Origin of the sequence: Lelliottia amnigena, assembly GCF_019047465.1 — a bacterium.
Lineage (GTDB): Bacteria > Pseudomonadota > Gammaproteobacteria > Enterobacterales > Enterobacteriaceae > Enterobacter > Enterobacter amnigenus.
Window position 1 is genome coordinate 3,619,715 of record NZ_CP077236.1, and the last position, 18,029, is coordinate 3,637,743.

Here is an 18,029-nt window from a genome sequence, read left to right on the forward strand (position 1 = left end):
CTGATCTTCTTAGGAGCGATGAGTGCTGCAGGATATCCTGGTCCTCGCTGTGCCAACAGAGGACCTTGTTAACTGAACTCGGTTTGAAGTTATCAAGAGAGGACCGCTATATTTTTTCCTGATTAACACGGGATGACAGTTCCTGATGGCTTTCCTTTCTTTCACTGTAGCGATCGGCCAGATAACCGCTTTGTCCCTTAAGCAGTAGCGTGATTTTAAACAGCTCCTCGGCGACATCGACGATACGATCATACCAGGGTGAGGGTTTCATTCGTCCATTCTCATCGAATTCCTGCCAGGCTTTGGCCACTGAAGACTGATTAGGTATAGTGAACATCCGCATCCACCTACCCAGAATGCGCATCTGGTTCACGGCATTGAAGGACTGAGAGCCGCCACAGACCTGCATCACCGCAAGGGTTTTGCCCTGCGAAGGACGAACGGCACCTTCGCTTAAGGGTATCCAGTCTATCTGCGCCTTCATCACTGCGCTCATTGCCCCGTGCCGCTCAGGGGAGCTCCACACCATCCCGTCGCACCATCTGACCAGCTCGCGCAGCGCGATGACTTTTGGGTGCGTATCCGGAGCATCATCCGGCAGGGGTAAACCGGAAGGGTTAAAAAATTTCACCTCAGCTCCCATCGCCGTCAGCAGGCGACCCGCTTCTTCTGCTGCAAAACGACTGTAAGAACGCTCTCTTACCGAGCCATACAGAATCAGAATGCGCGGCGGTTCCTGTAAAGGCAGGCGTTCAGCAATTTGCCGATCAAAGCAATCCGTGTTCAGGGCAGGGAACTCTTCCATTTTTCTACTCCGGGCGGTTTTTATGATTTTTAAATTCAATACATATGATATAGCATATGTATATTCTAAAGGAATGGAGTGATAAATGCTAAAGCCTGTTCAGCTTTTTAAAATTCTGTCGGATGAAACCCGCCTCGCCATTATCATGCTTCTCCGTGAGTCCGGCGAACTGTGTGTGTGCGATATCTGCGCGGCCACCTCCGAATCGCAGCCCAAGATTTCTCGCCACATGGCTATCCTGCGCGGGGCTGAACTGGTGCTGGACCGTCGGGAAGGCAAATGGGTCTATTATCGTCTGTCACCCCACATGCCGGCATGGGCGGCTGAGACGATTACGACGTCATGGCAGTGCCTGCGCGAAGATGTCCGTAAATGGCTGGAAAAATCTGCCTGTAGTTCCTGTTGACAGATTTAATCACATACATATAAACATATATATTGGAGTCTGAAATGTTACTGGCAGGGAGTATCTTTTTACTGACGCTGGTTCTGGTCATTTGGCAGCCAGGAGGCCTCAATATTGGCTGGAGTGCAAGTATCGGGGCCTTACTGGCGCTGGGAACCGGGGTCATCCACATGGGTGATATCCCCGTGGTCTGGAATATCGTCTGGAATGCGACAGCGGCATTCATTGCGGTGATCATCATCAGCCTGCTGCTCGATGAGTCCGGTTTCTTTGAATGGGCCGCGCTGCATATCGCCCACTGGGGTAACGGACGTGGACGCCTGCTGTTTACCTGGATAATTCTGCTCGGTGCCGCTGTTGCTGCGCTCTTTGCTAACGACGGTGCAGCGCTGATCCTGACGCCAATTGTGATTGCGATGCTGCTGGCGCTGGGGTTCAGCCAGAGCACGACGCTGGCCTTTGTCATGGCTGCGGGATTCATTGCCGATACCGCCAGTCTGCCGCTCATCGTCTCTAACCTGGTGAATATTGTCTCGGCGGATTTCTTTGGCCTGAGCTTTACGCGGTACGCCTCCGTGATGGTCCCCGTGAATCTGGCAGCCATTGCCGCCACGCTGCTCATGCTGCATCTCTTCTTCCGTCGGGATATTCCGGCGACATATGATGTTTCATTGCTGAAAGTGCCTGCCAGTGCGATTAAAGATCCGGCGACGTTCAGAGCCGGCTGGATTGTTCTGCTGCTCCTGCTGCTCGGGTTCTTTGTTCTGGAGCCGCTGGGGATCCCCGTCAGTGCGATAGCGGCAGCTGGCGCAGCCGTGCTGTTCGTGGTGGCAAAGAGAGGCCATGCCATTAATACCGGGAAAGTGCTGCGCGGTGCGCCCTGGCAGATCGTTATTTTCTCGCTGGGGATGTACCTGGTCGTCTACGGCCTGCGCAATGCCGGACTCACTGAGTCTCTTTCTGACGTGCTTAATAGGCTGGCAGAGAGAGGTCTATGGGCTGCCACGTTTGGCACCGGCTTCCTGACGGCGTTTATGTCGTCGGTGATGAACAACATGCCGACGGTGCTGATTGGCGCACTGTCGATTGACGGGAGTGCTGCGACCGGCATCGTCAAAGAGGGGATGATTTATGCCAATGTGATTGGTTGCGATTTAGGCCCAAAAATCACCCCGATTGGCAGTCTGGCCACTCTGCTGTGGCTTCACGTGCTGGCTCAGAAAAACATGACCATCACCTGGGGATATTACTTCCGCACCGGGATTATCATGACCCTACCCGTGCTGTTTGTCACACTGGCCGCGCTGACGTGGCGGCTCTCTGTCACTTTGTAATGAGATACTGATATGAGCAATATTACTCTCTACCACAACCCGGCCTGCGGCACCTCGCGCAACACGCTGGAGATGATCCGTAACAGCGGTAACGAACCGACCATTATTTACTATCTCGATACGCCACCGACCCGCGACGAGCTGATTAAACTCATCTCAGATATGGGAATGACGGTGCGCGCGTTGTTGCGTAAGAACGTTGAACCTTATGAGCAGTTGGGTCTGGATGAAGATACATTTTCTGATGAACAGTTGATCGATTTTATGCTTAAGCATCCGATCCTGATTAATCGACCGATTGTAGTGACGCCGCTTGGTACGCGTCTTTGTCGCCCCTCAGAAATTGTGCTGAATATTCTACCTGAAGGTCAGAAAGGCACGTTCACCAAAGAGGACGGTGAAAAAGTGATTGATGAAGACGGGAACCGGGTTAAGTAATCAGCCCATTTCGTATCATTATCCGGACGTCTGCGTACCCCATGCAGACGTCCGCTTTTTGCTCACTGCGGACCTGGTCGCGAAGATATCCGCAGGTGCCAGAAACAGACATTTCAGAAGCCAGCTGCTTTTAACAGCTGACGTAGTATCGAACCCGATAGCCATTTTTTTAATAACCCATCTCCGGCTCGAAAGGCTGCAAACCATTTTCGCGGGATTATTTCTGATGTAGCCAGCGCTGAACACCCCTTGACGCGGAGTCAATTGCACCTGCCAGATAACCCGAGAACTGCGGCGACCATTCACTGGCGATGCCCGTCATCTCGCGAGACCATTCTCCCCTGGCAGGAAGTTGCTCAGACATTGCGTGCCCGACGTCCTGAAGGAGATCAGATTCCGTTGCAGTATACGGATCGGCCGCCCAGTCTTTTATATACTCAGCTTCTGGTTCTGCCGCGTCCTGTCCAAATAAGCGTACGAGCTGCTCCCGGCAAAGGCCTTTGAGCACCGCTTCGCTGACCGTCCATCTCGATTTTGCCGGTACGCCAATAAAACCGAAAATCGCCGTTTTATCCGAATCTGGCTCGGAAACGTCGTGGATCTCAACCATTGGCCCAACGCGGCTTCCTGCATTCCCTGAAAGTTGTCGTGCATGCAGTAAGTCCGTTTTATAAACAGCGACATATTTCGCATGGGGGGCCATCCACGTCGGGGTTTTCCGCCAGTTTGAAAGCACCTGTTCCGGCATCGCCGGTTTGAAATCTATTTTAGCTGCCAGGGCAGGAGGCAAAGCGAGGAAGACATGCTCCCCGGAAAACACGGCTTTTTTACTGCCTTCGGACCGGGTATGGACCTGCACTTGCTTGCCGACCCGGGAAACAGCTATCACCTGATGGCCTGTTTTAATCCTCTCAACCGGGATCTGACTTTTGAGCGCCGCCGTCAGCGCCTGCATTCCTCCCTTCAGCCTGAAAGACGCTGGGGAGCTCTCCCATGCTGGATAGCGTTCGGGGGGCGAATTCAGCTGGCGTTCGTAGAGCATGTCACCCGGGCGGCCATGCGCTATTACCGGAAGATTCAGCCGCTCGATCAGGTGCGCGAAGTCCGGTTGAATATCAGGCCAGAACCACGCGGCCCCCATATCTACATGGAGGCCCGCGGAGGTCCCCGCCAATTCCAGGCCTGACAGCACGCGTCCGCCCGTTCTGTCACGAGCCTCAAGAATCACATAGTCCACACCCGCTTTTTCAAGCAGCGTGGCGGCATAAAGGCCGCTTATGCCCGCACCAATGATAACAACGCGCTGTTTCATCATGTCGCTCCGGTCAGGGTTGTCGGGCTGAGATGTCCCGTTTTCAGATAAAAAAGTGCACCAGAAGCGGTAGCCATAAGAGCAGGCATATCACCCGGCGGAAAGCGCAGCCAGCTTCCTGCCTCATAGCAATCTTCCTGCACCACGAGTTGCCCTTTCAGAAGAAAGAGTTCTGCTCCGCCAACACGTGGTGCACAGAAGACCGGCTCGCCCGGGGCAAGCTTCTGAAGCAGAACGGTTTCTGAAGTACCGGAGAATAAGGGGCAGATTTGTCTGTGCGGCTGACCGTGCCAGTTGGCTGCCTCCTTCGTGTTTATCCTGACCGGCTGGCGTTCATCGGCAGACATCTGGCGCAGCTTGACGAAAATGGTTGTGCCGTCGCGGCTGGAGGGGTGATGAGAAGAACCGTCCGGACTGCGCAGGTACCAGCCAGCAGGATGATCGATTCCGTTCTCGGTAAAAGTCCCGTCGAGCACCAGAATTTCCTCTCCGCCGGGATGGCTGTGTTCGGGAAATTCGGACCCGGGCGCATATCTGACAAGGCTGGTTGCGCGAGCCTGCTCGTGACCAATGCGGTCAAGCATCACGCGCTCAACGCCGGGCTGAGGAGAAGGTACCCACTGATAATCATCCGGGGTGACGATCGCACGCTGCGAAAAATCAGAATTCAATAATGTCATAATCAGTGATATGACGGCCCACAGGGGGCCGTCTGCAGGCCTATTTGTTTGGCAAATTATCGTACACATCCAGAGCACGCGCGGTATACGTCAGCGCTGCGCCGGTGTTCAGGCTAATGGCAACGGCCAGCGCTTCGGCGATCTCTTCACGCGTGGCACCGTGCTTAACCGCAGCGTCTACATGCACGGCCAGGCAGCCGTCGCAGCGGGTGGTTACGGCCACTGCCAGTGCAATCAGCTCATGGGTTTTGGGATCGAGATGCTTGTTTTCTGACGCCCCTTTGTCCATCTGCTGCAAGCCTTTCATAAATTCAGGCTGCAGTTTGGCAAATTTGCCAACAGTGGCGAGCAGACCACTGCGATATTCATTCCAGTTTAAGAACATTGAAAACTCCGGTGAGTGTTTGTCTCAGAAAAGTCATTACATGACGTCAAAAATATGCACGTCAGGCGCGCTGTTTAAATAAGGTGTTAATCCGGCAACGACGTCCTGTATGAATAGTTGGCTGTTGAGATATGCCTGTGCCTGCGCGACGGTATTAAAACCGTGCAGCACCTGGACGTCTTCGTCACGGATAAGCAGTTCTTTAGAGGTGGCACCCTCGATGGTGGTCAGAAACGGGGTTTTGTATTTCTGGTATACCCCTGCTGCTGCCGTACGGTTTTCATTACTGATATCCAGGGTGATTTGCAGATAAGCCATCTTGCTCTCCTTTTCTCAGGGTTGAGGCAATGCACCCGTTTAAAGATCCGGTGTGTATTCCCTTTCGTTGAGGAAGATTATGAAAAAGCCAGAGTAATTCAACAAATCAGATAATCTTGCAAAGCAGAGTAGAAATTCTATGTCGTGATTTGTCGTGGAATAAGCATTACGCGCCCGGCGTGATTACCGGGGCAGCGTAATGCCTGAGGGGGCAGTTTATGAACGATCTGAGACGACGTCCTGAAGAAGCCAGTTGTGGAATACCTTTACTTCATGACGCATGACATTCTGCTGTGGAGTGACAAGATAATAGGACCATTTGAGTGGCCAGCGATGGTCGGGATGCAGTTGGACCAGCTGCCCGGTTTCGATAAGCTTCGTCACCAGAGCGTACCGGACAATAGCCACGCCTCTGCCGCTCAGGGCCGACAGGATCACTGCTGAGGCGGAGTTAATATGCAGCCCGCTTTCCAGCGCTTCGGGTGCACCAACCGCCATCAGTACATCATCCCATGACGGAAAATCCGCCCCGGGATGCGGCGTGTCATCGTGAATGAGTTTTTGCGTGGCGAGCCATTCGCTGCAGGCCATTTTCTCTGGTGGTACCAGGCGTGGACTGCAGACCAGCACCGCCTCTTCATCCATCAGCCAGGTTTTATTCACGCCAGGCCAGTCGCCCTGTCCGCAGCGAATACCGATATCCGCCTCGCCGTGCGACACGTCCATCAGCTTTTCCGTGACGTTAAGCCGCAGATCGATATTTTCGTGCGTTTCCGAAAAACGGTTCAGGCGATCCATCAGCCAGTTCATCATCAGCACCTGCGACGCCGTTACGACCACTACCGAGCGCGAACGGCGGCCACGAAGCTTGTTTAATCCGGTTTCAAGTTTGTCGAGCCCCTGCGTGATGTCCTGCAGCGCCTCCTGCGCTTCATCAACCAGCGTCAGCCGCTCTTTTCCTGAGCGGGTACGGTGAAGAAGCGGGTGCCCGACCCAGTCTTCCAGCGAGCGTACCAGCTGGCCTACTGCTGCGGGCGTAACGCCCAGCTCCTGTGCCGCGCCGGTAAAGCTGCCGTGCCTGGCGGTGGCTTCAAAAGCGTGTAGCCATTTAAGTCGGTTTAGCGATCGCATTGTCGTCGTCCTGATCCGTTATTTGTCTCAGTATACGCTAGCGAGAAAGATTTTCTTTCCTGTGTCGCAATTTCTTCTCAGTCGTCAACCAACCTTCAGGGTGGCATTCTGGCTTCACACGATGAGGAGCGCGGCTTTTCATCAATCTCACTCAGATGAATATAAAGAGGGTAGCGATGAACGCATCTTTTGCCGGTAAAAAACTGTTAGTGGTCGGCGGTACAAGCGGTATGGGCTTCGAAACGGCGAAGCTGGTCGTGAAAAACGGCGGCAGCGTTGTGCTTGTTGGTCATCGTCAGGACAAAGCTGAGCAGGCCCGCCAGGCGCTGGCTGCAGACGGTCAGGTTTCGATCATCGTTGCCAACCTGATGAAAGAAGAAGGTATGCAGCACGTGGTGGATATCATTAACGCCGAACACAAAGATATCAGCCTGCTGGTCAATGCGGCTGGCGTATTCTTCCCGAAACCCTTCACCGAACATGAAACGTCAGACTATGACATGTATATGAATATTAACCGCGCCACGTTCTTTATTACCCGTGACGTGGTGCGCAATATGGTCGAGGGCGGTATTAAAGGCTCTATCGTGAATATCGGCTCCATGTGGGCACAACAGGCCATCGGTGCCACACCGTCATCAGCTTACTCAATGGCTAAAGCCGGTCTGCATGCGCTGACCAAAAACCTGGCCATTGAGCTGGGTGAGAAAGGGATCCGCGTGAATGCGGTTTCTCCGGCCGTCGTTCACACGCCAATTTACGAAGGTTTCATTCCGAAAGACGACGTGAAGGATGTGATGAACAGCTTTGACAGTTTCCATCCGATCGGACGCGTGGGTACCCCGGTCGATATCGCGGAAACCGTTGCTTTCCTGCTTTCTGATAAGACGGGCTGGGTCACCGGCGCTATCTGGGATATCGATGGCGGTGTGATGGCCGGCCGTAACGCCTGATGAGTATGCCGCACGTGCTGGCTCGCGTGCGGCACTGGAGTGATTATGCAAATCCAGACCGCGCATTACGACCTTGTCACTACGTGGCGGGGGAGCATGGCCAGCCGGACGCTCTGCCAGTCCTTTTCCGCAGACAACGCCACACCAGTCATGCAAAGTCATGTTATCGATTCCGATGAACCGATTTCGTTGGGTGGCGAAGGGCTGGCTCCTGACCCCCAGGAGCTGATGCTCGCTGCGTTTAATGCCTGCATGATGGCCGCCTTTATTCAGGAAGTCAGGGCTTGCGGTATCGCGCTCAAACATCTTGAAATACACACTGACGGGCATCTTCCGAAAGGTATACCGGCAACCGGCGACAGGCCTGCAAAGGCGGATTCCGGCAGGCTTCAGTATGTCATTTACGTCAGCGGTGACGGCACAGTGCATCAGTTTGAAGGGATCCATCAGCGGGTGATTAACATCTCCATGAACCGGTGGTTACTGGCCCAGAATATGCTGATCGAAGGTGACTTAACACTGAGCTGACGCGGCTGGATTATTCTGCTCAATAGAAAGAAATGACATCCCCACACTGAGACGCTGCTGATTCATCTTACGGACCAGTCCACCCGCAACGTCGTGGTCGAGAAGAACGTTAGCGACGCGCTGAAAAATCTGTTAGGTGGAAATGAGACCGTGGAAGCCGTTGCAACCGTCACCGCCTGTAACAGGGTATCTCGTTTTCTCGTCGCGCCTGCAATCTGATAATCCCCATTTTTACTGGTGCAATTTATGAATAAAAAATATCGTGCTATGCAGATCGTTGCCCCCGGTGTGCTGGAAATGACAGAGCGGCCGATACCTGCTCCCGGTCCGGATGATGTACTCATTAAAATTGAAGCATGCGGGGTATGCGGTGCCGATCTCCGGGACGCAGAAAAAGCGCCGCAGGAGGGCCAACCAGGCCGTATACCGGGACATGAGATTGTCGGACATATCGCCCGGAAAGGAGACCGGGTGCGGGGTATCTGGCAAACCGGTCAGCGTGTAGGCGTCGGGCGTCTGGGGGGGTACTGCCAATACTGTAACCCATGCCGCAACGGGCTTTTTCATCTCTGTGAAAATCAGCTGACGCCGGGTCTGAGCTGCGATGGCGGCTACGCAGAGTACGTTGTCATGCGACATACCGCGCTGATAGCCATTCCATCAGCGCTTTCTTCTGTGCATGCCGCACCGATCCTTTGCGCCGGTACCGCTACCTTCAACGCGCTGCGTAATTCAGGTGCCAGGGCAGGCGACCGAGTGGCGGTTCTCGGGATGGGGGGACTTGGTCATATGGCCGTTCAGTACGCCCGTAAAATGGGTTTTGAGGTTACGGTAGTTGCACGGGGGAGTGATAAAGAACGAGTGGCCTTTGAGCTGGGTGCGCATCACTACATCGATACATTTAAGGAAAACGGTTTAGAGCGCCTGAAAAATGACGGTGGTGTCGATTTTATTGTGGCTACGGCGCCGGATTCAGAAACGGTCGCAGCCTTGCTGCCCGCCCTGGCAACGCGGGGAAAAGCGATCCTGCTGGGTGCCGGGCGAACACCACTGCAGGTCATGCCGGGTATGATGATCGGCGCTGAACGTACCCTGACAGGATCCTTCGTCAGCACACCGGCACAAACCGAGCGAGCGCTGAGGTTCAGCCATCTTTTTCAGACTTTGCCCGTCATAGAACAGATGCCCTTTGAGCGTGCAAACGAGGCCCTCGACAGACTGAAGAGGGGGCAGGCGCGCTTCCGGATAGTGCTTACCATGAATCAGGATAATTAATCACATGTCCACATAACGCTTCCTGCCCGTTGCAGACCAGAAAAATAATCTCTTCCTCCCGTCGTCCGCACAGGCTCTCGCCGGTGCTAACGCCGCAGTTTTTATGCTACAGGCGCAATTGTGGGTAATGCAATTGCGCATGACAATTCTCTCGCCACGTTGCCCATCACCATTTTGTTCTGGGGATGGGCAACGTGTATCTTGCCGTTATGTTCACTGGCGCAAAACAAGGCCGTAAAGCTGCTTTTATGGTCGGCACCGGCGCAGGCGTTTTTTACCAGCATTGATTATCCGCTTTGGAGCGATGCGTATTGCCGCTGCGGGTCTGCTTATCACAGCATGTCCTGTCCTGGCCGCTCTTTGCCGGTAGTCATTTTTGTAATTCACTGATTTCATGATAAATTATTGTTTAGACTAATATTTGGTATTTAATTGCTTTATCTGTCTACTATTAAAGGCCGGACGTGAGATCCGACAGGGTAAACAAACTAAGGGGACGCTATGCAGTACGATATTCTGAATACCGAAGTCACGACCATTGATGGCGAGAAAACAACGCTCGAAAGCTACAAAGGTAAAGTGTTGTTGATCGTGAACGTCGCGTCGAAATGCGGTTTGACGCCGCAGTATGAACAGCTTGAAAACATTCAAAAAGCCTGGGAGAAGGATGGCCTGGTGGTTCTTGGTTTCCCGTGTAATCAGTTTCTGGGTCAGGAACCGGGTAGTGAAGAGGAGATCAAAACGTTTTGCAGTACCACCTATGGCGTCACGTTCCCCATGTTCAGCAAAATTGATGTGAACGGTGAAAATCGCCATCCGCTTTACCAAAAGCTGATCGCTGCAGCCCCAACGGCCGTTGCGCCAGAACAAAGCGGATTCTATGAGCGCATGGCGAGCAAAGGACGTGCGCCTCTGTATCCGGATGATATTTTGTGGAATTTCGAGAAATTCCTGGTTGGCCGTGACGGACAGGTTGTACAACGTTTTTCTCCGGATATGACACCCGAAGACCCTATTGTGATGGAATCGATCAAACTGGCACTGGCGAAGTAATGACCATGCTGATGCAGTTGACGGGCGTGGCGCAGAAGGGAAGGCTGGAACCGGTCAACGCTGAGGTTCATCCGGGTGAGATCGTGCATCTTGTCGGCCCCAACGGGGCCGGGAAAAGTACGTTGCTGGCCCGTATGGCTGGGCTGACGATGGGTGAGGGGGAAATCACGTTGCTGGGGCATTCTCTTCGCGAATGGTCTCCCGTCTCGCTGGCTCACCGGCGCAGCTACCTAATCCAGCAGCAGATGCCGCCCTTTGCCATGCCTGTCTGGCACTATCTGGCCCTGCATCAGCATGATAAAACCCATTCCGCGCTGCTTGAGGATGTCACTCGCGCGCTGGGGCTGGAAGATAAACTCGCGCGCAACGCCAACCAACTCTCCGGCGGTGAGTGGCAGCGTGTGCGCCTGGCCGCTGCGATCCTGCAAATCCATCCTGCGGGAAATCCTCACGGGAGCGTGATGTTACTGGATGAGCCGACGAGCGGTCTGGATGTGGCTCAGCAGGCCGCGCTCGACAAGCTATTAAGCCTGCTTTCCGGCAAAGGCATCGCCGTTGTGATGAGCAGTCACGATTTAAACCACACGCTGCGCCACGCCCACCGGGTATGGCTTTTGGCGCGCGGGGCCATGATCGCCAGCGGCGCGCGCGACAGCGTACTGACGCCACCAAATCTTGCTCAGGCTTACGGTATGCCTTTTCGTCGTCTGGATATTGAAGGGCACCGAATGCTGATTTCGACCGTTCAGGAATAGCGTTTCTTGCAAGGTTGCGTAATCACAGGCTAAATTACGGAAAGGATAAAAAAGCAGAGGATTCGTCTGGAAATGCGATTCTGGTTAATCATTGTGGGCATGTTATTACTTGCAGGATGCAGCAGTCATCGTGCACCGCCCCCTAATCCGCGGTTATCGGATTCTATTACCGTGATCGCTAATCTTAACGACCAGTTGCAACACTGGCGCGGGGCACCTTATCGCTACGGTGGAATGAGCCGGGGCGGCGTTGATTGTTCAGGCTTCGTGCTGATGACCTTCCGCGACAAGTTCGATCTGCAACTCCCGCGCGAAACGCGGATGCAGGCTGAGATCGGTACGCAAATAGACAAAGGCGATTTATTGCCGGGCGATCTAGTGTTTTTTAAAACGGGATCAGGTGAAAGTGGCCTGCATGTTGGCATTTATGATACTGACAATCAGTTTATTCACGCCTCAACCAGTCGCGGTGTGATGCGATCTTCTCTGGATAATGTTTACTGGCGGAAAAACTTCTGGCAGGCTCGACGTATATAGCGGGCGGTTTCCGTTTCTTCCTGGCGCGGTCATCTGAATCGCGCTCGTTTTTAAGTTATCCAGTTTGAGTTAAATCTAAATGTAATTAATTATGTCGATAACTAGCTGTTTTCGCTAAAACTGGCTATTACACCATAACCAGGATAAAATTATTTTAGATTGATGGAAAAATCTTAAAAATAAAAAGGAAACAATGAAATTAATCTTTTTAAAATCAATAAAGTTGAATTATTTTAGCAATTGCTCCAGGATGCTCGTTATCTTCTTAAACGCGGGGCCGGCGCAATGATTGTCACCCTGAATAATCCTTATCACTCTGAACTATTATTACTTCCTGCTCGCAATTGCGCAGGTGAGCTAAAAGGTTTAGAAATTTTTGCTCACTTTGTTGGTGTGGGAACTGACGTCCGTATTCCAACGGAACTGGTCACCCCGCATCTCAGTGCGGCAGACGAGTTAGCGCTGTTTCACGAAAAGCTGGAATTGCTGGACGCGTGTAAACTGTTTTTTATTCAGCATCACCTTATTGCATGGATAAATATATCGCCAGCTATTGTTGAGTATCTTTTGGCAGACGGGAATGCCACATCAATATTAGAACGCTATCCATTTCTTGAGTTTACGGTTAATGAGAGTTTTCCCGGTTTAAATAATGGAAAAGACGATCCCGTGCTCGCAAGAATGGCAATCCATTTCCCAATGGTGTTGGCTGACTTTGGGGCGGGAACTGCATCCAACAAAGCCGTCTTTGATGGATTGTTTAAACGCATTGCACTGGATAAAGGATTTATCCATGCGCGCGTTGCCGAGTTTTCGTTCGAACCCTTTATGCGCGCGATTCTGGCGCAAATCACGCCCTATTGCCAGGGCGTAATTGTTGCAGGCGTCGACGATGAAGAGATCTTGCGACGTATGCTGCCATTCAACTTCAGCGCCATGCAAGGCAATTTGTGGTCAGCGGTGACTGCCGAGCAAGTGACGTCCCTCGTCCAACGATAACCCTTCATTTCGCCCGTGTTTAAGTGCGGGTAAACCCTCTACACTTAAGACAGGAGGACCTATGACCCTGTCTTTTACTGCTCACTGGCATGACGAATTACCCGGTTTCTACACCGCGCTCAATCCCACTCCGCTGAAAAATGCCCGTTTGATCTGGCACAACGCCAGTCTGGCGAATGATCTAGGCGTGCCTGCGTCGTTATTCCACGCCGATGCAGGCGCGGGCGTATGGGGAGGGGAAACGCTGCTTCCCGGCATGCGCCCGCTGGCACAGGTCTATAGCGGCCACCAGTTTGGTGTGTGGGCAGGGCAGCTTGGGGATGGACGTGGCATCTTGCTGGGCGAACAACAGCTCGCGAACGGACAAACCGTCGACTGGCATCTGAAAGGCGCTGGCTTGACGCCGTATTCGCGTATGGGCGACGGGCGCGCAGTGCTTCGCTCAACAATCCGCGAGAGCCTCGCCTCAGAAGCGATGCATGCCCTGGGGATCCCCACTTCACGCGCGTTATCCATTGTCACCAGCGATACTCAGGTTGCCCGCGAATCGATGGAGCAGGGCGCAATGCTGATGCGTATTGCGCAAAGCCACGTGCGATTCGGCCATTTTGAACATTTTTACTATCGCCGTGAGCCAGAAAAGGTCCGCCAGCTCGCTGATTTTGTCATTGCCCATCACTGGCCGCAGTGGCAGAACGACGCCGATAAATATGTTCTTTGGTTCCGGGATGTGGTGGCGCGTACGGCATCGCTGATGGCCTGCTGGCAAACGGTGGGCTTCGCGCATGGGGTGATGAACACCGACAACATGTCTATTCTCGGGCTAACCATTGACTACGGCCCGTACGGCTTCCTCGATGACTATCAGCCGGATTTCATCTGTAACCACTCTGATTATCAGGGGCGCTACAGTTTTGAAAATCAGCCTGCGGTTGGGCTGTGGAACTTACAGCATCTGGCGCAATCCCTATCGCCATTTATTGACGTCGAGGCTCTGAATGATGCGCTGGATCGGTATCAGGAAGTGCTGATGCAGGAATACGGCAAACTCATGCGCCGCAAGCTGGGGTTGATGACCCAGGAGAAAGGGGATAACGATATCCTCAACGCGTTGTTTGCACTTATGGCGCGTGAAGGCAGCGATTATACGCGCACTTTCCGCATGCTTGGTCAAACCGAAAAGCACAGCGCCGCTTCGCCATTGCGCGATGAGTTTATCGATCGACAGGCCTTTGATAGCTGGTTTGCAACCTATCGTGAGCGCCTGCAGCGTGAGGAAACGCCTGATGACGTCCGCAACGCGCAAATGAACGCGGTCAATCCGGCCATGATCCTGCGTAACTGGCTGGCGCAGCGGGCGATAGAGCAGGCCGAGCAGGGCGATTATGCCGAGTTGCATCGATTGCACGACGCCTTACGCACGCCGTTTGACGACAGAGATGATGACTATGTCAGCCGCCCGCCGGACTGGGGCAAACGGCTGGAAGTGAGCTGTTCCAGCTAAGGGGCGAGAAATACCTGCGGAATAGCACTCGTCGGATGCAGGCCAACGTGAACTTGGGCGCCGTACCAGCGCGCCAGATCGTCGGCCTGTAAAACCAAGTCGGGCGCGCCTTGCGAAACGATTTTCCCTTCATGCAGCAGCACGATCCGATCGGCCCACAGCGCGGCCAGATTGAGATCGTGCAGCACCACACAAACGTGCAGATTTCCCTGGGCGGTTAAGGATTTCAGCAGCCGCAGTACATGTTGCTGGTGGTAAAGATCTAACGCCGATGTGGGTTCGTCGAGAAACAGCCAGCCGCGCGGCGCTCCGTCGCACCACAGTTGGGCCAGAGCCCGGGCCAGCTGAACGCGCTGCTGTTCACCGCCCGACAATGCTGCATATTTTCGTCCTGCCAGCGGCGTACACCCCGTTATCTGCATTACCTGGGCGATCACGGCGGCTTCCGGCTGCGAGGTCCATGGCGACCTTCCCATTCCAATAACGGCCTCAACCGGCCAGTCAAATTCGAGCTGTGTCTGCTGGCGCATAACGGCGCGATGGCGCGACAGCATCTGGGTGCTCCACCTGTCCAGCGGTTTCCCGACCAGTTTACAGCTGCCAGAGGTCGGTGGAAGATAGCCCGTCAGCAGGCGTAGCAGCGTGGATTTACCCGCACCGTTGGGGCCGATCAGCGCCACCATTTCACCCTGGTTCAGCGAAAGCGACACATCATGAAGTACCGTTTTATTTGCGATGCGGTAGGTCAGCGCCTGTGCCAGAAATTGTTCAGCCAAAGTGCGCTCCCCGACGGAAAATGAGCCATAAAAACCACGGCGCGCCCAGCAGGCTGGTCAGCAATCCGACGGGCATTTCTGCCGGTGTAACGACGGTGCGTGCGAGGGTATCGGCGATCAGCAGTAAAAAAGCGCCTGCCAGCACTGAGCCTGGGATAACGGCCCGGTGATCGGCGCCCAGCCACATCCGCACCAAATGCGGAACCACTAAACCGATAAAGCCAATCACACCGCTCACCGCCACGGCGGAGGCCACCAGCAAGGCGCTGCACAGCAGCAACATACGCTGCACGGCGCGGACGTCGATACCCAGATAATGCGCCTCTTCATCGCCCAACTGCAGTAAATTCAGTGCCCCGGCCAGGCGCCAGATAACCATCACGGCTGGGATCATCAGCGAGGTTGCAGCCAGTAATGTTGACCACTGCGCAGACCCAAGACTGCCCATGCCCCACAGTGAAAGCTGACGCAGCTGTGCGTCATTGCTGACCCACGACATCACACCGACTACCGCGCCGCATAGTGCATTGATGGCAATCCCCACCAGCAGCAAGCGCGACAGGGTACTGACCTGTTGTTGGCTGAGCAGGAAAATCACCAGCGTGGCCGCCAGGGCACCCGCAAAGGCTGCCAGCATGGGAGCATAAAGCATCAGCAACGCCGGGAGTGACAAGGGCAACACCACCCACAGCGCGACGGCACAGGCCGCGCCGCTGCTGATCCCCAGTAATCCAGGATCGGCCAGCGGATTGCGAAACAGACCCTGCATCACGCAGCCTGCCAGCGCCAGCGAACCGCCAATCACCAGAGCCAGCAGCACGCGCGGGAGACGGATGGTCAGCCAGATCTGGCGCAGGGTTTCATCGTGACCGCTCCACAGCAGCGAGACCGGCAGACGCAACGCGCCAAAACCGGTCGCCAGCAGCGTCATCAACGCCAGCGAAAATGCCAGCATCCATAGCGATAGCGCGATACGGCGAGTCATCAGGGCACTTGCTCGGCTTTATCGCGCAGCTGTTGAATGGCATGCGGGGTGCGGACGCTAAATCCGAGCAGCGCCATATCATCAATCTGCAAAATCTGTTTGTTACGACCCGCAGGCGTTTGCGCCAGACCCGGCAGCTTCCACAGATTCGCTTCGCCGCCCATTGTCTTCACGCCAGCCTGCGAGATCACCACCAGATCGGGCTGGCTGGCGATCACGCCTTCCTGAGACAAGGGCTGATAGCGCGAAAATCCCTGCATGGCATTGTGCAAACCGGCGGCGCGAATCGCCGTATCCGCAGCGGTTTGTTGTCCGGCGGCCATCGCGTTCATCCCGCCGTGACTGAGAATAAACAGCACGCGTTTATTGAGTGGCGACGTCGGTAACGCTGCCAGCTCCTGCTGCACCGTTTTGCGCAGAGCTTCTCCCTGCACGACGCGATGGGTTGCTTGTGCAATCACGCGGATCTTCTCATCGATCGCGCTCAGATCGTTACCGCCCGGTACCGTCACGACGTTCACGTTGTTTTGCTCGACCTGTTTAAGCGCTAACGAAGGCTGCGCCTGCGCGCTCGCCAGCACCAGCGTCGGGCGCATCGCCAGAATACCCTCGGCGTTTAACTGGCGCAGATAGCCCACGTCCGGAAGTGACGTGACCCGCTGCGGCCACAGGCTGGTGCTGTCGCGCGCCACGAGAGAAGACTCTGCGCCCAACGCAGAGATAATCTCCGTGACGTCCCCGCCGAGCGCGACGATCTTCTCCTGTGGCGCAGCGAACGCCGTCAGCGGTAGGGCGATAATCAGGGCAAGCCATTTTCTCATGCGGCTATCCCTTTCGGTGTCAGGGCGTCGATCTGCGCGCGCCACTGCGTTTGTTCTGGTTCGCCTTCGGTACGCTGGCCATAAAGTTGCGCAATCTGCGTCCCGTCTGCGGCGAACAGCTCCAGGCTGGTGACGTGGCCGTCGGCGGTAGGCTTACGCGTAACCCAGGTTTCCGCGATCGTCTCTTCCAGCAAATGCAGGGTAAACGCTGGATTGAAAATGTTAAGCCAGCCCTTCATCGGCACCACTTTTTCCACTGCGCCGGTAAATATTTGCACGCAGCCGCGGTTGCCCACGAAGACCATAATTTCGTTTCCGGTCTGATGCGCGGCATCCAACAGGCGTGCTAAGGCGCGGTTGTCTACTTTACAGGCCAGGTCGTCACCCACCAGACGGAACGCTTGTTGCCGGCTCAGACTGTGGCGCTTCAGGAGGCTGAAGAACTGATGCACGTCAGTCATGGCGCGCCATTCCGCATCGACTTTTTCAGCGTCAGGCGACGCGCTGTTGAGCGCCACATCGGCCGCTTTCAGATCCAACGCAGGATTATCGGCAACGGTAAAACGGGTCAAAATATCGCCCCATGCGGAAGCGTCCGTGTTATCGGTGGCATAGACCTTGAGTAGCGCATCACCCTGATGGTCAAAGAATTGAATACTCTGGCGTTCACCGCGTGCCGTGGCTTCGCAGATGTGGAACACGCTTGCCCATTGGCTCAGGAACAGGCGCAGATCCAGCGCGCGCGGATTCAGCACCAGCCCGGCATGGCCATTAAGGTGTTGATTGGTGAACGTGCCGATCTGTTCATGAACGGCGTATTCGTTGCGGCAAATGCATTTTGTTTCGCCGACAGTTTCCAGCGCGCCGAGGATCGCACGGATGTCTCCGTGTAAACGCCAGGCGTCGTGCCCCACGCGGGCGAACGTCAGTTCGGCTTCGCTGAGGTTCATCAGCCCGGCGATGTCGCGCGCGTATTTTCCTGGGTTTTCTTCTTTTAACTCAAGCCAGCGGGTGTAGTGATTCATTGTCTCTTC

21 protein-coding genes and 1 pseudogene are annotated in these 18,029 nt (G+C 54.6%); 12 read left to right on the forward strand and 10 right to left on the reverse strand.

Annotated elements, in window-relative coordinates:
- Positions 1–106: 106 nt before the first annotated feature.
- Positions 107–805 carry an arsenical resistance protein ArsH gene (gene arsH / locus I6L74_RS17025; protein WP_059178191.1) on the reverse strand — a complete coding sequence of 233 codons (699 nt, stop codon included), beginning with the start codon at positions 803–805 and terminating at the stop codon, positions 107–109.
- 85 nt (positions 806–890) lie between these two features.
- Here arsH and I6L74_RS17030 point away from each other — a divergent pair, with 85 nt between their 5' ends.
- Genes I6L74_RS17030 through arsC form a run of 3 tightly spaced genes read left to right on the forward strand, consistent with a single transcriptional unit; the run spans position 891 to position 2,983 of the window.
- Positions 891–1,211, forward strand: a complete 321-nt coding sequence (locus tag I6L74_RS17030; protein WP_059178190.1) for a transcriptional regulator — start codon at positions 891–893, stop codon at positions 1,209–1,211.
- Between the two features lie 44 nt (positions 1,212–1,255).
- Complete coding sequence (locus tag I6L74_RS17035; RefSeq protein ID WP_059178189.1) at positions 1,256–2,545, forward strand: arsenic transporter; 1,290 nt, start codon at positions 1,256–1,258, stop codon at positions 2,543–2,545.
- 12 nt (positions 2,546–2,557) lie between these two features.
- Positions 2,558–2,983 carry a glutaredoxin-dependent arsenate reductase gene (gene arsC / locus I6L74_RS17040; RefSeq protein ID WP_059178188.1) on the forward strand — a complete coding sequence of 142 codons (426 nt, stop codon included), beginning with the start codon at positions 2,558–2,560 and terminating at the stop codon, positions 2,981–2,983.
- A gap of 217 nt (positions 2,984–3,200) precedes the next feature.
- Here the strand turns inward: arsC and I6L74_RS17045 are convergent, their stop codons facing one another.
- The 5 genes from I6L74_RS17045 to I6L74_RS17065 all read right to left on the reverse strand — a co-directional run bounded on the left by I6L74_RS17045 (position 3,201) and on the right by I6L74_RS17065 (position 6,809).
- Positions 3,201–4,298: a flavin monoamine oxidase family protein gene (locus I6L74_RS17045; RefSeq protein WP_279385948.1), complete on the reverse strand. Its 1,098-nt coding sequence runs from the start codon at positions 4,296–4,298 to the stop codon at positions 3,201–3,203.
- On the reverse strand, positions 4,295–4,975 hold the full coding sequence (locus I6L74_RS17050; protein WP_059178186.1) for a cupin domain-containing protein: 681 nt from the start codon (positions 4,973–4,975) through the stop codon (positions 4,295–4,297). Before I6L74_RS17050 ends, I6L74_RS17045 begins: the two co-directional genes overlap by 4 nt.
- A gap of 40 nt (positions 4,976–5,015) precedes the next feature.
- The gene (locus I6L74_RS17055) at positions 5,016–5,360 is read right to left on the reverse strand and encodes a carboxymuconolactone decarboxylase family protein (RefSeq protein WP_059178185.1); all 345 of its coding nucleotides are present in this window, start codon (positions 5,358–5,360) and stop codon (positions 5,016–5,018) included.
- 36 nt (positions 5,361–5,396) lie between these two features.
- Positions 5,397–5,678: a hypothetical protein gene (locus tag I6L74_RS17060; RefSeq protein WP_059178184.1), complete on the reverse strand. Its 282-nt coding sequence runs from the start codon at positions 5,676–5,678 to the stop codon at positions 5,397–5,399.
- Positions 5,679–5,894: 216 nt separating this feature from the next.
- Complete coding sequence (locus tag I6L74_RS17065; RefSeq protein WP_059178183.1) at positions 5,895–6,809, reverse strand: LysR substrate-binding domain-containing protein; 915 nt, start codon at positions 6,807–6,809, stop codon at positions 5,895–5,897.
- A 176-nt stretch (positions 6,810–6,985) separates the two neighbouring features.
- Here I6L74_RS17065 and I6L74_RS17070 point away from each other — a divergent pair, with 176 nt between their 5' ends.
- The 9 genes and pseudogenes from I6L74_RS17070 (at position 6,986) to selO (ending at position 14,413) form a co-directional block, all read left to right on the forward strand.
- Entirely contained in the window at positions 6,986–7,762 is a 777-nt protein-coding gene (locus I6L74_RS17070) for an SDR family NAD(P)-dependent oxidoreductase (RefSeq protein ID WP_059178182.1), read from the forward strand.
- Between the two features lie 45 nt (positions 7,763–7,807).
- The gene (locus I6L74_RS17075; RefSeq protein WP_059178181.1) at positions 7,808–8,290 is read left to right on the forward strand and encodes an OsmC family protein; all 483 of its coding nucleotides are present in this window, start codon (positions 7,808–7,810) and stop codon (positions 8,288–8,290) included.
- A 246-nt stretch (positions 8,291–8,536) separates the two neighbouring features.
- Complete coding sequence (locus I6L74_RS17080; RefSeq protein WP_059178180.1) at positions 8,537–9,565, forward strand: alcohol dehydrogenase catalytic domain-containing protein; 1,029 nt, start codon at positions 8,537–8,539, stop codon at positions 9,563–9,565.
- 22 nt (positions 9,566–9,587) lie between these two features.
- Positions 9,588–9,837 (forward strand): annotated as a pseudogene (locus I6L74_RS21490) (MFS transporter); the annotation flags it as partial.
- Positions 9,838–10,066: 229 nt separating this feature from the next.
- Entirely contained in the window at positions 10,067–10,618 is a 552-nt protein-coding gene (locus I6L74_RS17090) for a glutathione peroxidase (protein ID WP_059178179.1), read from the forward strand.
- On the forward strand, positions 10,618–11,373 hold the full coding sequence (btuD, locus tag I6L74_RS17095) for a vitamin B12 ABC transporter ATP-binding protein BtuD (protein WP_059178178.1): 756 nt from the start codon (positions 10,618–10,620) through the stop codon (positions 11,371–11,373). Before I6L74_RS17090 ends, btuD begins: the two co-directional genes overlap by 1 nt.
- Positions 11,374–11,445: 72 nt before the next feature.
- Complete coding sequence (locus tag I6L74_RS17100) at positions 11,446–11,910, forward strand: C40 family peptidase (RefSeq protein WP_059178177.1); 465 nt, start codon at positions 11,446–11,448, stop codon at positions 11,908–11,910.
- 285 nt (positions 11,911–12,195) lie between these two features.
- Positions 12,196–12,909: an EAL domain-containing protein gene (locus I6L74_RS17105; protein ID WP_059178176.1), complete on the forward strand. Its 714-nt coding sequence runs from the start codon at positions 12,196–12,198 to the stop codon at positions 12,907–12,909.
- Between the two features lie 61 nt (positions 12,910–12,970).
- Positions 12,971–14,413, forward strand: a complete 1,443-nt coding sequence (selO, locus tag I6L74_RS17110; RefSeq protein WP_059178175.1) for a protein adenylyltransferase SelO — start codon at positions 12,971–12,973, stop codon at positions 14,411–14,413.
- On the opposite strand, the gene I6L74_RS17115 is transcribed toward selO, so the two are convergent.
- From I6L74_RS17115 to chuS, 4 genes are read right to left on the reverse strand one after another with little or no spacing between them, the layout of a single operon-like run.
- Positions 14,410–15,189, reverse strand: a complete 780-nt coding sequence (locus tag I6L74_RS17115) for a heme ABC transporter ATP-binding protein (RefSeq protein WP_059178174.1) — start codon at positions 15,187–15,189, stop codon at positions 14,410–14,412. The two genes, selO and I6L74_RS17115, sit on opposite strands and share 4 nt — an antisense overlap.
- A complete protein-coding gene (locus tag I6L74_RS17120; protein WP_059178173.1) occupies positions 15,182–16,174 on the reverse strand; it encodes a FecCD family ABC transporter permease in 993 nt (330 codons plus the stop codon). The genes I6L74_RS17115 and I6L74_RS17120 overlap by 8 nt, the downstream gene beginning before the upstream one ends.
- The gene (locus tag I6L74_RS17125) at positions 16,174–16,995 is read right to left on the reverse strand and encodes a heme/hemin ABC transporter substrate-binding protein (protein ID WP_059178172.1); all 822 of its coding nucleotides are present in this window, start codon (positions 16,993–16,995) and stop codon (positions 16,174–16,176) included. The genes I6L74_RS17120 and I6L74_RS17125 overlap by 1 nt, the downstream gene beginning before the upstream one ends.
- Complete coding sequence (gene chuS / locus I6L74_RS17130) at positions 16,992–18,020, reverse strand: hematinate-forming heme oxygenase ChuS (RefSeq protein WP_059178171.1); 1,029 nt, start codon at positions 18,018–18,020, stop codon at positions 16,992–16,994. Before chuS ends, I6L74_RS17125 begins: the two co-directional genes overlap by 4 nt.
- Positions 18,021–18,029: the final 9 nt, after the last annotated feature.

What these genes read in the sequence shown, in the direction of transcription:
- btuD (WP_059178178.1), top strand. Translation starts at nt 10,618, where the DNA reads ATGACCATGCTGATGCAGTTGACGGGCGTGGCGCAGAAGGGAAGGCTG.
- I6L74_RS17045 (WP_279385948.1), bottom strand. Translation starts at nt 4,298, where the DNA reads ATGATGAAACAGCGCGTTGTTATCATTGGTGCGGGCATAAGCGGCCTT.
- selO (WP_059178175.1), top strand. Translation starts at nt 12,971, where the DNA reads ATGACCCTGTCTTTTACTGCTCACTGGCATGACGAATTACCCGGTTTC.
- I6L74_RS17100 (WP_059178177.1), top strand. Translation starts at nt 11,446, where the DNA reads ATGCGATTCTGGTTAATCATTGTGGGCATGTTATTACTTGCAGGATGC.
- I6L74_RS17120 (WP_059178173.1), bottom strand. Translation starts at nt 16,174, where the DNA reads ATGACTCGCCGTATCGCGCTATCGCTATGGATGCTGGCATTTTCGCTG.
- I6L74_RS17105 (WP_059178176.1), top strand. Translation starts at nt 12,196, where the DNA reads ATGATTGTCACCCTGAATAATCCTTATCACTCTGAACTATTATTACTT.
- I6L74_RS17050 (WP_059178186.1), bottom strand. Translation starts at nt 4,975, where the DNA reads ATGACATTATTGAATTCTGATTTTTCGCAGCGTGCGATCGTCACCCCG.
- I6L74_RS17080 (WP_059178180.1), top strand. Translation starts at nt 8,537, where the DNA reads ATGAATAAAAAATATCGTGCTATGCAGATCGTTGCCCCCGGTGTGCTG.
- I6L74_RS17070 (WP_059178182.1), top strand. Translation starts at nt 6,986, where the DNA reads ATGAACGCATCTTTTGCCGGTAAAAAACTGTTAGTGGTCGGCGGTACA.
- arsC (WP_059178188.1), top strand. Translation starts at nt 2,558, where the DNA reads ATGAGCAATATTACTCTCTACCACAACCCGGCCTGCGGCACCTCGCGC.
- I6L74_RS17090 (WP_059178179.1), top strand. Translation starts at nt 10,067, where the DNA reads ATGCAGTACGATATTCTGAATACCGAAGTCACGACCATTGATGGCGAG.
- I6L74_RS17030 (WP_059178190.1), top strand. Translation starts at nt 891, where the DNA reads ATGCTAAAGCCTGTTCAGCTTTTTAAAATTCTGTCGGATGAAACCCGC.
- I6L74_RS17075 (WP_059178181.1), top strand. Translation starts at nt 7,808, where the DNA reads ATGCAAATCCAGACCGCGCATTACGACCTTGTCACTACGTGGCGGGGG.
- arsH (WP_059178191.1), bottom strand. Translation starts at nt 805, where the DNA reads ATGGAAGAGTTCCCTGCCCTGAACACGGATTGCTTTGATCGGCAAATT.
- I6L74_RS17055 (WP_059178185.1), bottom strand. Translation starts at nt 5,360, where the DNA reads ATGTTCTTAAACTGGAATGAATATCGCAGTGGTCTGCTCGCCACTGTT.
- I6L74_RS17125 (WP_059178172.1), bottom strand. Translation starts at nt 16,995, where the DNA reads ATGAGAAAATGGCTTGCCCTGATTATCGCCCTACCGCTGACGGCGTTC.
- I6L74_RS17035 (WP_059178189.1), top strand. Translation starts at nt 1,256, where the DNA reads ATGTTACTGGCAGGGAGTATCTTTTTACTGACGCTGGTTCTGGTCATT.
- I6L74_RS17060 (WP_059178184.1), bottom strand. Translation starts at nt 5,678, where the DNA reads ATGGCTTATCTGCAAATCACCCTGGATATCAGTAATGAAAACCGTACG.
- chuS (WP_059178171.1), bottom strand. Translation starts at nt 18,020, where the DNA reads ATGAATCACTACACCCGCTGGCTTGAGTTAAAAGAAGAAAACCCAGGA.
- I6L74_RS17065 (WP_059178183.1), bottom strand. Translation starts at nt 6,809, where the DNA reads ATGCGATCGCTAAACCGACTTAAATGGCTACACGCTTTTGAAGCCACC.